The organism is Stieleria marina (assembly GCA_007741555.1).
In the GTDB taxonomy this organism is placed as follows: domain Bacteria; phylum Planctomycetota; class Planctomycetia; order Pirellulales; family Pirellulaceae; genus K23-9.
In genome coordinates, this window is the sequence record CP036526.1 from 2,214,028 (window position 1) to 2,227,176 (window position 13,149).

The following is a 13,149-nucleotide window of genomic DNA, read 5'->3' on the forward strand; positions in this document are numbered from 1 at the left end:
TTGCCCAATTCAATTCTGCCGGATCAATTGCGACCGAAGATGGCGAGCTGCCAGCAGGTGACTCGCTTGTTCGCGAGGGGCCACGTGTTCAGTGGCTCCCTGCCTTTTCGGAGCATTCAGCTGCCAAGCTGGTTTCTTATCGAAGCATTCATCGGAACCACCTAAATCGACGGGGCCTACAGAAAGTCGATGAACTGGCGACCGCCATGTGATTCCCAACAAAAAAAGCCACTTGCCTGGAACAGGCAAGTGGCTAGAAAGTGGAGGTAGACGGACTTGAACCGACGACATCTGCCTTGCAAAGGCAGCGCTCTCCCAACTGAGCTATACCCCCGGGAACACCGCATGCGGCGTGTTTAAGATTTCAAATTTGAAATCTCAGAGTTTGCAAAGTATCTCAAATTGACCACCAAGCAGTCAATGGGCGTACCAGAATTCGAATCTGGGACCTCGTCGTTATCAGCGACGCGCTCTAACCAACTGAGCTATACGCCCGAATTTCTCGTTTCGGAGGGGCAGAGTTTACGCGAACTGCTTGGGCTGTCAAAGGGAAGTTGCTTACTGAGCGACCTCTTAAGCGTTTTTTTTCGTCCATTGGCCCTCCCAAGCATGAATCGACGTTTTCTTAGGGGGCAAGGTTCGTGCAAAATAGGGCAGCATCAAGACTGGTTACGCAGGCTGCTACGACATGGCTACCGATTCAGTCGGACAGCTCTTGGTTGTCAGCCGTTAAAGGCCAGCCGCCTACTGTTGGCTAATTCCGCTCATGCGACGATCGGGAGACTAGTCGTTAGTGCGGTGGTTGCGGTGACTTTGCCCTTGGCTCGTCTAACTTCGTCATCACAAACACAATACACTCCACACTTTCACCGGAAATCACGGGACTCAAACGGCATCATGGATCGAACCGAGAAAGCACTTTCAGTGCAAACCCTAGCAAGCGTGGCGTTTCTGCTGTCCGCGCTTGTCGTGCCCTCCACCGCGTTGGCCGACACTCCCAGCCCCAAAGCGGCATTGTCGCTTGAGCCTGTGCAGGACGAGGTGACGTACGAAAAAGTACCTGCCGCGGACGTGGCAAAATGCGAAGTTCGCGACATTGACCACCCCAAGTGGACGGGCTGGGAAGTCGTCGCTGGCGACGGCACCATGCTGCGACGATTTGCCGACACCAACAAAGACAAAAAAATCGACCTTTGGTCATATTACAACTTCGGAATCGAGGTTTACCGCGACGTTGACGCCGATTTCAACGGGAAAGCCGACCAATATCAGTGGCTCGGTACCAGCGGAACTCGCTGGGGATTAGACGAAAACGAAGACGGCAAGATCGATCGATGGCAGCGAATTTCCGTGGAAGAAGTTTCCGCCGAAGTCGTCGCAGCGGTCCGCGAAGGCGATGAATCGCGATTTGCTCGGATGTTGGCCACTGAGCGTGAACTGCGTTCGATCGGCTTGGGCGAAGAAAAAGCCAAGGATCTGTCCGAAAAAGCCGCTCGCGCGGCACGCAGCTTTGGGCAATTGGCCAAGCGACAAAATGCGGTTGGCCCCAATGCAAAGTGGGTTCAGTTTGCATCGTCGACACCGGGAATCGTCCCTTCGGGCACCGACGGGTCCACCAAAGACGTTCTGGTCTACGAAAACGCCGTCGCAATGTTTGAACAAGACGACAAGAGCGGCCAGCTACTTGTTGGCACGATCGTCCGAGTAGGCGATGCGTGGCGTTTGGTCGATTTACCGTCGATCGGTGCTGAAGGCGAGGGTGTTGCACAAGGCAACGGGCATTTCTTTACGCCTGGCAGTGCGTCGATGGCGTCGGCCGGTGGCCGGAACGGCATCGGAGAAGCGACCCAGGAATTGGTCGTCAAGCTGGAGAAAATCGACGCCGCTCTGACGGCTACGACGCCCGATACCAAAGTATCGACCCTGGCAAAATTGCATGATCAACGTGCCGAAATCGTCGAAAGTCTGATTGAAACGGCCGGTTCCAAAGAAGAAAAAGAGACTTGGGTGCGGCAGCTGGTCGACACCGTCACGGTCGCCGTCCAAAGCGGTAGCTATCCCGATGGTCTGAGCCGGTTGAGCAAAGTGGCCAGCAAGTTTTGCCGTGGAAACGAAGGCTTGAGTGCCTATGCGGAGTTTCAGTCGATTGGGACCGAGTATGTCACGCGGCAGACAAAAGACGCTGATTTTCCGAAGGTCCAAGAGTGGTATCTGAAAACGCTGAACGATTTCATTGACCGCTATCCCAAAACTCCCGAGACGGCTCAGGCTTTGTTGCAGCTGGCGCTAAGCAAGGAGTTTGAGGACAAAACCCGCGAAGCGATTCGCAATTACCGACGTGTGGCAAGCGATTTTGCCAACACCGACGCTGGCCGCAAAGCCGCCGGTGCTGTTCGGCGATTGGAATCCGAAGGTCGACGGATCGAATTTGAAGGTGCGACCATCGACGGCAAGCAGTTTTCGCTTTCCAAATTGCGTGGCAATCCAGTCGTGATTCACTACTGGGCGACTTGGTGCGAACCCTGCAAACAGGACATGAAAGCCCTGCGTCGCATGCGTGCTCGATACCCAGGTCTCCAGTTGGTTGGCGTCAATGTCGACACGACACGCGACTTGGCCGTTGGTTTCCTGAAAGAAAACGAGTTGCCATGGACTCAGTTGTTCGAGGACGGTGGGTTGGAGTCTAGCCCGTTGTCAAACGAGTTTGGCGTGCAAACGTTGCCGACCATGATGTTGATTGATCGCAACGGAAAGATGGTTCGTCACAATTTGCGAGTCGCCGAGCTTGATGGTGAATTGGAGTCGATGACCAAGCCAAAGTCATAGACCGGCGCATATTCAACGTCGGGGCAGTTTCTTTTCCGCCCCGTCCGTTGATCGAGAACTAATCACGGATCGTTCGCACCTGCGGGCGATCCGTTTTTTTGTGCCCCTCCCGGTTCGCGGCGTTTCGACAAAGAGTTATTGCAAATCGAAATTTTGTGCGGCGGTTCGGTAGGCGTTTTTCGCGTTAGTGAAACGGGGCTTCAGCATTCTGATTAACGGCCAATGCACGATGGCAAAGTCCAAGGGACTCAAGCAAAAACTTAAAGCGGCGGATCGCCGTCGTCGCCAACGCTTGGCGGAATCGTCCGCGGGAAAGTCGCCGAGCGACGTAGGAACGCAGACGCCTGCTGCCGCACGCGTGGATGTCGTTGACTTGGTTACCGCAGAGATCCTGCGTTTGGCCGACATCACACGAGACGCGGGCCAGGACGTGGTTGTGCTGGCGGCCTTGCGAGGTTGTCTAGTTGGCAAAACGCCCAGCGGTCATGCATCTGAAAAGTTGTTTCAAGTGATCACTCAGGTCGCTGATCGCGTTGAGGTTTCGACTCACGCGTTTCGTGCCGCGGTCAAGCAATTGATCGAGACACAAAAAAAGCACCAGGACCCAAATGATCCCGGTGCTTTTGTCGAATATCTGCGGTTTATGACCGCTTAGCCAGCGATTTGGGTCGCCGACTAAGCCTGTGAAGGCTCTTTGCGAAGCTGGATCCACTCCGTGTGGAACGTGCCTTCTTTGTCGGTGCGTTTGTACGTGTGAGCACCGAAGTAATCACGCTGAGCTTGCAACAGGTTCGCTGGCAGGCGTTCCATGCGGTAGCCATCGTAGTAGCACAGTGCGGCGCTGAACGCTGGGACGGGAATGCCCATGATCGATGCAACTGCAACGACCTTACGCCACTTCTCTTGCGAGTTTTCGACGGCTTTTTCGAAAAACTCGGTCAGCAACAAGTTTTCCAAGTTCGGATCGGCGTCAAACGCTTCCTTGATGCGATCCAGGAACTGAGCGCGGATGATGCAACCACCTCGCCATAGGAGAGCCGCAGCACCGTAGTCGAGTCCCCAGCCATGCTCGGCTGACGCAGCTTGCAGCTGCACGAAGCCTTGAGCGTAGGAGACGATTTTTGACGCGTACAACGCCTGGCGGACTGCTTCGACAAATTCAGCCCGATCGCCGACGAGCGATTTTGCGATCGCCTGCATTTCGGGGTTCGATGAAGCCGAAGGACCGTCCAGGCTTTTTGATGCACGGACGCGGGCTTCTTTTTGAGCCGACAATCCACGAGCAAATACCGCGGTGGTCACCAAAGTGCTAGGAACACCCAGGTCCAACGCCAGTTGGCTCATCCATTTTCCGGTGCCCTTTGCACCGGCAACATCCTGGATTTTATCGACCATAAAATCGTCGCCACCTTGATCGTCTTTCACGCTGAAAATATCGCGTGTGATTTCGATCAGGTAGCTCTGCAAATCGCCTTTGTTCCAGTCATCAAAAACGTCGTAAAGTTCATCGTTGGTCAGGCCGCCAAGTTCCCGCAACATCTGATAGGCTTCGCAGATCAGCTGCATGTCGCCGTATTCGATGCCGTTGTGAACCATTTTGACATAGTTGCCAGCACCACCACTGCCTAACCATTCGCAGCAAGGAATGTCGTTGTTGGGGCCAACCTTTGCAGCGATCGACTGAAACATCTCTTTGATGTGCGGCCAAGCGTCGGCGCTACCGCCGGGCATCAGACTGGGGCCTTTCAGGGCACCTTCTTCGCCACCGGAAACACCGCAGCCAACGTATAGCAGTCCTGCTGCTTCGACCTGTTTGGTGCGTCGTTCGGTGTTTTGGTATTGCTCATTTCCACCGTCGATGATGATGTCGCCGGGTTCGCAGTGCGGCAGCAGTTGTTCGATCAATGCGTCCACGGCGGGGCCAGCTTTGACCAGCATCATCAGTTTTCGCGGGCGTTTGACTGATTTGACAAACTCTTCGATGGTGTGCGTGCCGACGAAATTTTTGCCTTTTGCACGGCCTTCCATCAGCGCGTCGACTTTGCTGGTCGTGCGGTTGTAGACCGCTACCTTGTATCCACGACTCTCAACATTCAGTGCCAGGTTTTCGCCCATTACTGCCAAGCCGATTAGGCCAAAATCACAATCACCACTCATCTTGTTTTTCTTATTTGTTGGAGTCAGAGGTTTGCCAATCGAACCATTTGCGATCTGCTGAGACGCCAGAATAGGGTTCTGGTCGTCCCTGAGCAACGAATCGCGGTCCGCTGCGAGCCGCGATTTTAAAGGTTCAAAACGAGAGCGATAGGCGGCAAATCGTGTTGAAGCCGTCAGGGGCCTCCAAGCCGCCTGAATCGATCTCCACTGCTCCGCCCAGGACTCCGGTGGCCTCGGATCGTTCGTATCCGGCCTCGAACCGTTCACATCGCGAGGATTTCATCGACGCAACCTGTTTTTACAGCTAAAAACGTTGCAGCGATGGATAGGATTGCACCGATTCTAACTAGCGATTCGTGCTCTTTTGGGCCTGCTGTCGCCTGAGGAATGGGGTGGTATGCGTTTAACCGCATTAATCGATGGTCAGTGGCAGCAGATACCATGGTTTTTTGTTGAGGGTGCCCTGATCGTCAACTAGACTCCTTTTGGACCTTGTCACGCTCAAACATCCGTAAATGTCGAGCATTTCGTTCGCTTTCGCACTTAGTGCAACGTGCAGATTTTCAACATGAATTTTGCTCCTACCGCCATCGGTTTTCGAAATTGCCTGCTGGCGATGCTTGCTTTTGCCGCAACCACTTTGGTTGTGTCTCCCTCGTACGCTCAAATTAACAATCCCATCGCTGGTGTGGATGTCGACGCGACCGGCGTGTTGAAGGTCCGTCAATTCGATCCTCGATTGTTCAATCAGCGGCTTGCTGCGGCTCGTCAAAACGAAGACAGCAACCTAATGCGGTCCAGCAAGCTGCGCAAGGTTTCGCTGAATCGTCTTGAAAAAGCGATCGTCGCGGCTCAAGCCAGTGGCCAACCGCTCAATGATGAGTTTCGTGGTTTGGCAGGTTTGACCGCCGTCGAGTACGTCTTTTTCTATCCTGACACAAACGACATCGTGATCGCCGGGCCTTCCGAAGGTTTCGTCGCCGATCCGACCGATCGATTGGTCGGAATCAAATCGGGACGTCCTGTCGTTCTCTTGGAAGACCTTGTCACGGCTCTGCGTGCCTACGGCCCCGGCGGCAAAGCCAACTCAGTAATCAGCGTTTCGATTGATCCCACAACGGAAGGACTTGCTCGCATGCAGCAGTTCCTTGCTTCGGTTCGCGGGCGCGTCGGGCCAAACGATGCGAGTCGTTTGGCCAAAGGACTCAAAGACAATCTGGGACTGCAAACGGTTTCGATCAAAGGCATTCCCGAGTCGTCTCACTTTGCCCGCGTGTTGGTCGAAGCCGACTATCGGATGAAATTGATTGGCATTGGCTTGGAGCGTTTGCCAGTGCGAATGCAAAGCTATGTTGATCGTGCGAACCCCAATGCCGTTGCAGCCAATGCAATGGAACGTTGGTATTTCCAGCCTCGTTATGACGGCATCGCTGTCAGCGAAGACGGGTTGGCGATGAAAATCAAGGAACGCGGCGTGCAATTGGTTGGCGCTGCTGAGCGTGTCGCCAACGGCGGCAAACGAGTCGCTGGACGCGGAAACAAAGCCAGCCAAGCTTTCTGCCAAGACTTTACCGACAAGTTTGGTTTGATTGCCGACAAGGTTCGGATCTACGCCGAACTTCGTCAGTTGGTCGATGTCGCCATCGCTGCGGCCTACATCCAGCAGCAAGATTTTTACACTCAAGCCAATTGGGACATGTCCGTACTGGGCGACGAATCGAAAGTTGCCGTGGAGATCTACACTGCTCCTGAGCAAGTCGAAACGGCTGTCAACGCCATTTGGCGTGGCAACACCTTGATGACTCCGCTGGGTGGCGGCGTTCACATGCAGCCGCGTTTGGCATTGAACCCCGACCGATTGACCGTCGACACGACGGGCGAAAACGATCAAGTCAAGAAGACCGCCGGACCATCGGATCTAGCCGATGGCCAATGGTGGTGGGACTGAGACGCGACCGTTTCTTAAACAACCAAGAATCCGGCGAGCTGCCATCGGCTCGCCGGATTTTTTCGTGCGCCCGCAGGTCTCAAACGCGACGTTAGTCGGCAATGACCAGGTGGAGCGAAACGCTTAGAATGGAGTTGGAGCTAGATCTATAGCGTTTCGAGAAATCATTCTTCGGCCGGGGGCAGTGATGAGTAGGGGCAAAGTTTTTGAGATACGCCGCGCAGCGATCAGCGCACTCACGATGTTTTGCTTTGTTTTTGTGGTTCCCGCTGTCTGCGATGGGCAAGCGGCTTCTCCCCATGACGATCTGCTCGGGGGCACGTTTTTTGAACGCATGGAAAAACTGGAGCTAACCAAATCGAGTGGCCCCACACAAACTCTCCGCGTTGGTGGAATTGTCCGTGACACCGTAGGAAAGCGAGCTGCTGATATTTGGGTTGTATTGCAAACGCACAACACTCGTGACTTCATTACTGAGTTTTCGCAAGTGGATCGGCGTTCCAAAGCCAGTCACGTTTCGCCGAACGCGTTTGCCCGAACGAAAACTGACTCGTTTGGTCGTTTTTATTTTGACGATGTCGCAATTCCTCTGCACGTCGATTTCTTTGAAGTCGTTGCTGCCGACGAATCTGGTCGCGTTGGCTGGACAAACGGTAGGTGTGTCCCTGATTTTGATCATGCCCGTTTCGACATCAACCTCGTTCCCGTAACGGATGTGCGTGGCAGGTTCGTCAGTTCCGATGGTGAACCAATCGCCGACGCTGTCGTCAAGTTGAGCGTCTTGGAACACGCTGGGCACGGATCGCCGATTCACAATGGAATTGTCCAAACGAGCTCTCGTTCAAGTGGCAGCAAACGCCCACGCCCCGTTGTAACATCGAGTGGTCGCTGGATGTCGCTTCGCGGCAGTGCGCTTCAGCCAACGGTTCGAACGGATGCGAATGGCGGCTTTCAAATTCGAGGTCTGCCGGCGGGCTGCGTCGGCAGATTGTTACTGACTGATGGAGAATTCTTTCGCACGCAATTCGTTAACACTGCCACCAACGTGACGCTTGAATCATACAAGCGGCCTGGACGCGAAATGCCGTCACGGTACTCGCAAAAAATTCACGCTTGCGATCAACCTTTGCGGATTGTTCAGACGCGGTTTGATCGTGCTGAAGTCGTCGCAACAGACAGTGCTGGCGATCCAATCAAAAGCGCTCGCATTCGACTGTTTCCAAATGCAGGCTACGCGACCACGGATGCAGACGGAAAGTTTGAATGGATCGTGTCTCGTGAGTGGCGCGAGACCTTCAGTCCCGAAGTTGTCAAGTTGAAGCAGGAAGGGTTGGTCGATGGTTGGATGCCAACAAAGCAGGAGTTTCCTGTCGACCAGTTTTACAATGCCGGTCCGGTGAAGGTGCGTTTTGAACAAGACCCTCGAGTCACCGTGTTCGGAATCGTCCAGAACAAATCAACTCAGCAACCGATCGCCAGTATGCCGGTCGAATTTGCGGTGTTTTCTGAAGGCCGTCGTCAGCCGAAGCGATTTCGGGTCTTTACTGACAGCCTTGGTGCTTATCGATTTAAGGTACCAAGCGGTCAGTGCCGAGTTCAGGTCGCTGGTTCGCGGCCAGGCTATCGAATACCCAAACAGGCATTTCGAGCTTTGAGTGATCAGGATCGCAGCGACCTCTTGAGGGCACTGGATGTCGCCAACGAGAATTTGGAGTTGAAGCCGATTTTGGTTGAACCGATCGGTGACTTGGAGATTTTAGTGACTGACGACGTCGGCAGTCCCGTTCCGAACGCCAGCATCGAGTCGGCGTTTCGTGAGCAAACTAGAGGAAACCAACAGCATGTCATCATGCCTAATTACGTTCCGCACCTGCCGGCGCAGAAACGATCGGTCGACGGTCTGTCAAAGTCTGACGCCACAGGATTGTGTCGCCTGAAAATGTCATCGGATTCTTGGGTTTCAGGCAGACTTTTTGTCTCTGCCGTGATTGGAGGTCGCAAGTGGTATGGCGACGTTGTTCTGAGTGGCCCGGAGACGCGACCAATCGTCGTTAAGCTTGAAAAAGCTTGGGTCTTACAAGGCAAGGTGAATGCAAACGGAATTCCGGCTCCAGATGTCGAGATGGTTTTGAGCAAGATGAGAAGTGCTAGTCCACAGCAAGGCATGATGTCACTTCCGGAGCCCCACTATCGATTGGCAAAGACAGGAGCCAATGGCGAGTATCGATTCGAGGTTCCGCCAAACCAAAAATACGCCGTTTATGTCAATCATGTGCCTGCCGAATACAGGTTGCTTCGCCCTGACCTACTTCGTCAGGACTACTCCCCCAGCAATGTTGCCGCGAACGACTATCGGTTCGAGGACGTCGAATTGGATACAGAAGTTACTTGGCCAATCAACTAGCGGGCCAATTGCTTGCCATACATTTTTTGTAGTGTCGCGGCGACGCGGGCAGCAATCTTTTGGCTGCCACGTTTGTTACTGTGAATGCCATCGCTGCTGAGGTGTGTTTCTTTTGACATCCATTTCCCCGGCGGCGCGATAGGGCTTTGTAGGACAATCTGGCGCAGCCATGTGTCGGAAATGAGCTGGACGTCTTCTTCATACGCGACTTGCCTTTCGATGCTGCGGAATGGATCGAAGATGAACCCACGCGGAATCTCCATCAGGATCACGTCGCTGCCGTGTTCGCGGCAAGATCGAATCATCGATCTCAAATTGTCACGCGTTTCGCGACGTGAGTGACCTTTCAAAAAATCGTGGCCTCCCAGTTCGATAATGACAACTTGCGGGTGATGTTTCAGTACTCGGTCGATCTGGTCCAGGCCCTGGCGAGTTGCGATTCCCGAAAAACCCAAGTTGATTACTTCGGGGGCGATCAGTTGCTTCAAGGCATCTGGGTAGCCGCGGTCGGGGCGCAGACCCTCGGTCAAACTGTCGCCCAAGCAGACGACGGGACGTGTCACGTCGAACTCAGCGGGCTGACTGCACTGTTGGATCGTTTGCCATTCCCAGTACATGGCTGCCCAGTTCAGAATCATCACGGCGATGACCAGTCGGCGAAGCGAATGACGTGACTGCGGTGGGCAACGAAAAAGAAGCGCGGCAGCGAGTGCAAAAGCAAGCAACAACACTACCATGGCTGGCGTCATCGCGACCGGACGGATCAGGAGCGTTGCGAGACAAGCGACGATGGGAAGCCAGCCGGGTTTGCCGCGGACAATCTGCAGGACTGACCATCCCGTCCACCACGCAATCATCCAAGGTGTCACGCTTGGAAAACTTAAAAGCGAGAGAACAAAAACTAGCATTAGGCAGCTTGTTTGTGCCGCTCGCGACAGACGCGGCCCAATCCCAGTGCCTTGGTCGCACGGCGTCTGGTTTGGCGACACATCAGCCATCTTGGGATGCCTTGTCGGGATGAAGTATTGCGGCAGTTCACCGGCGATGTGGATATTTAGCGTCGGGGATAACGTCGGCATGCGGTACAATCTACTACGCGAAAAGACTGCTTGTCGTTCATCCGGAGCGTATGATGCACGCTTACCATTTTCGTGGGAGAAGTAGCGAATGAACTATCTGGATGCCGATCAGCCGCTCCGACAGACCAGCGGGAAATGCAAGCTGGTTGTGGTGCAGGATCAGTTGCAAGAATGCCCGTACCTTGCCGACACGACTGCGCGGATGCCCCTGCGGCTTCCGGTGGGAGACGTGACACCGCAGATCACGGACGAACTACTCGCGATGGGCTACCGGCGCAGTGGTGATTTTGTTTATCGCACTCAGTGCCCAACTTGCAGCGAATGCAAGCCAACTCGCGTACCAGTCGCGACTTTCAAACTGACCAGTTCGATGCGTCGCGTGTTGAAGCGTGGCGATCGAGAATTGACGCACAAATGGGGCCCGCCGCAGATTGATCAAGAACGCGTCGCCATGTTCAATCAGCATCGTTTGCATCGTAATTTGGGCAGCGGCGAACCAGTAGATGAGTATTCCTACGGCGCGTTTCTAAACGATACTTGCTGCGATACGCTGGAGCTGTCTGTCTACCGAGATCAAAAGCTGGTTTCAGTTTCCGTGATCGATGTCGGCGAAAACAGTATCTCAGCGGTCTACACGCACTTTGATCCCAAGGAAAGTCGCTACAGCTTGGGGACGTATGGCATCTTGAAGCAAGCTCAGTGGGCAGCCCAGACGAATCGACAGTTCGTTTATCTCGGAATGTACGTCGCTGACAATTCACACCTCAACTACAAGGCGAGGTTCGGCCCGCAGCAACGTCTGTGCGATGGGCAGTGGACCGATTTTGAAGTGTAGAGTTCGCAAAGCGTTTCGGCCGCCTCTTTAGTCTTACGCGTTTCTTGGTTGCGGAAGTTCGGCTGCCAAAGTAAATCTGCGCAGCGGAGTATCCCATCGAGCGACTACTTCGCGTCCCACCACCAACGCTGCACCAGTTTCGGCTTTGTCTGGCCTGGGTTGGCTATCGATGCCAAAGCAGGGTAATCGATCACGTCCGATCGGATCAATTGCATGACATCGACAGAAACGCCGCCGCTGGCCAAGACGACGTGGTGAATTTGTCGACCACGCTTAATGCGGTGGTAACTTGCAATCGAATCGACTTGGCGCGGCGTGCGCATGATCCAGGCCGACAGCGATGCTTCGGCGGCAAGTGATTGCAGGAGCGTTCGGTGGGCGGGCATTTCTGCGAAACGATCCAGCAAAGCTCCCACCGATGCGACGCGATAGATTGATTCCAACGATCCATAGATCGGATACTGTGATCGGATGCTGCTCCAGTGTTTGTTGAATTCCGCAACAAATGCTTCGGTCCGCACATCACCCGTTACCGCGCCACGTTGTCCGTCAGAGAGTGCCCGTTGGTTTTGGCCGCTCAAGCGGATGGGGGTGCCTGCAATTTCAAAAACCTGTTTGTCGGTGTCAGCGCGGATCGCACGAGGCTCGGCCGTAAACCACAGTCGCAGCAACAATTGATTGGGGGGGCCTTGGGCGATGAAGTCATCAATTGCATCTAAGTAGTTTTTGACGCCCTCGGGCATGTCGGCTTTTCCCAAAGCCAGCTGTTTCATGTGGCGATCTGCTTCGACCATCACGTAGCCGATCGGAGTGTCGCCAGCGGTGCCAAACACCTCGACTCTTTGCAAGCCAAGGGCTTGTTGCAGCTTTTCAGCGGCTTGGCCGACAGGAATTGCTTTGGATTGAACGGATGCGGCGACCGCTGCCGCATTCTGCATTCCTTGCGGTGTTGGATCGATCGTGCATCCGAAGTGATCGTGGTGCAGAGCCGCCGAAAGACACGTCAAAAGAAAATCGCTTCGCAGCGTATTCATGCTGGTGGCTCGGTCGCGATACCAGCCATCGATCAATTCGACACCGCCGACCGGGCCAGCCAATACGATGTCGTCGTCGCTCAGGATGACGTACTGGACGCGTGAAAGTCCCGCTAGATTCAACAGTTCGGCGGAGGGCTGTTGGCCAAAGCAATTCTGTTTTGCCACATGATCATTCAGTCGCTTCAGTGATACGAATCGCATCGGCGACGCTTGGTGCCAATCGACCGTCGTCGTATCCGCGTTTCCAGCGGCTTGTCGTTTCAAGAGTGCCGCAAATTGGTCGGCGGCAGCCGATTTGGCGATCGTCGTGCAAGGTCGAAGCGTTCCGTTGGCGTCGACGTAGACGCCCTGGGGATAAGGCGCCATGGTGCTCGGGCCGCCAAGTGCTTCCCACGTATCTGGCACGACGGTGGTTTCGACTAGCTGCATCAGCGAATCAAAATCCGCCATTGAGCTTCCGCCCGCGGCGCCTTCACCTCGGGTCGAATTCGCGATGACTTCGTTGGCGTAGTCACCCGGCGTAATGTTGCTAGCCGTTTTCGTCGCCGAAACCTCTTCGCCGCTGCCCACATGCTGGGCAAGGTCGTCTGCATCAACCGTTCCCGCCGACAGCACTATCAATGTTGTACTCAGAAGAGTTAGTGGCCAAGCAGTGCGTCTGTCTCGGTGTGGAGTGCTAGCGCGAAGCATGATAGTCATCCTGGACGAGAAAAGGAGAAGAGCAGGCCATCTCATTAGAGCAAGTTTTGGTCCAGAAACTAAACATATCGTGTAAACACAAGGAAACGCCCTCCAAGACCAAGCGAATCGCTTCGTCCCGATACGCCGCCAGGTCCATGGCGACGCGAAACGCTACAGCAGAT

At 54.5% G+C, this 13,149-nt stretch carries 8 protein-coding genes and 2 tRNA genes; 5 read left to right on the forward strand and 5 right to left on the reverse strand.

Annotated features, from left to right (window positions below):
* Positions 1-261: 261 nt before the first annotated feature.
* Both K239x_RS07770 and K239x_RS07775 read right to left on the reverse strand, forming a co-directional pair.
* Positions 262-334, reverse strand: a tRNA-Ala gene (locus tag K239x_RS07770).
* Between the two features lie 87 nt (positions 335-421).
* Positions 422-495, reverse strand: a tRNA-Ile gene (locus K239x_RS07775).
* A 429-nt stretch (positions 496-924) separates the two neighbouring features.
* Here K239x_RS07775 and K239x_RS07780 point away from each other — a divergent pair.
* Together K239x_RS07780 and K239x_RS07785 are read left to right on the forward strand one after the other, a co-directional pair.
* Positions 925-2,826: a redoxin domain-containing protein gene (locus tag K239x_RS07780; RefSeq protein WP_419189801.1), complete on the forward strand. Its 1,902-nt coding sequence runs from the start codon at positions 925-927 to the stop codon at positions 2,824-2,826.
* A 229-nt stretch (positions 2,827-3,055) separates the two neighbouring features.
* Positions 3,056-3,481 carry a hypothetical protein gene (locus K239x_RS07785; protein WP_145417266.1) on the forward strand — a complete coding sequence of 142 codons (426 nt, stop codon included), beginning with the start codon at positions 3,056-3,058 and terminating at the stop codon, positions 3,479-3,481.
* 20 nt (positions 3,482-3,501) lie between these two features.
* Here K239x_RS07785 and gnd read toward each other — a convergent pair whose 3' ends face one another.
* A complete protein-coding gene (gene gnd, locus K239x_RS07790; protein WP_145417269.1) occupies positions 3,502-4,983 on the reverse strand; it encodes a decarboxylating NADP(+)-dependent phosphogluconate dehydrogenase in 1,482 nt (493 codons plus the stop codon).
* A gap of 568 nt (positions 4,984-5,551) precedes the next feature.
* Here gnd and K239x_RS07795 point away from each other — a divergent pair.
* Positions 5,552-6,931 carry a DUF1598 domain-containing protein gene (locus K239x_RS07795; RefSeq protein ID WP_145417271.1) on the forward strand — a complete coding sequence of 460 codons (1,380 nt, stop codon included), beginning with the start codon at positions 5,552-5,554 and terminating at the stop codon, positions 6,929-6,931.
* Between the two features lie 241 nt (positions 6,932-7,172).
* Positions 7,173-9,335 carry a hypothetical protein gene (locus tag K239x_RS07800; protein ID WP_145417273.1) on the forward strand — a complete coding sequence of 721 codons (2,163 nt, stop codon included), beginning with the start codon at positions 7,173-7,175 and terminating at the stop codon, positions 9,333-9,335.
* Here the strand turns inward: K239x_RS07800 and K239x_RS07805 are convergent.
* Positions 9,332-10,414 carry a GDSL-type esterase/lipase family protein gene (locus K239x_RS07805; protein ID WP_145417276.1) on the reverse strand — a complete coding sequence of 361 codons (1,083 nt, stop codon included), beginning with the start codon at positions 10,412-10,414 and terminating at the stop codon, positions 9,332-9,334. The genes K239x_RS07800 and K239x_RS07805 overlap by 4 nt on opposite strands.
* 88 nt (positions 10,415-10,502) lie before the next feature.
* On the opposite strand from K239x_RS07805, the gene K239x_RS07810 reads away from it, so the two are divergent.
* On the forward strand, positions 10,503-11,249 hold the full coding sequence (locus K239x_RS07810; protein WP_145417278.1) for an arginyltransferase: 747 nt from the start codon (positions 10,503-10,505) through the stop codon (positions 11,247-11,249).
* 104 nt (positions 11,250-11,353) lie between these two features.
* On the opposite strand, the gene K239x_RS07815 is transcribed toward K239x_RS07810, so the two are convergent.
* Positions 11,354-12,901: a DUF1598 domain-containing protein gene (locus K239x_RS07815; RefSeq protein ID WP_419190060.1), complete on the reverse strand. Its 1,548-nt coding sequence runs from the start codon at positions 12,899-12,901 to the stop codon at positions 11,354-11,356.
* Between the last annotated feature and the right edge of the window lie 248 nt (positions 12,902-13,149).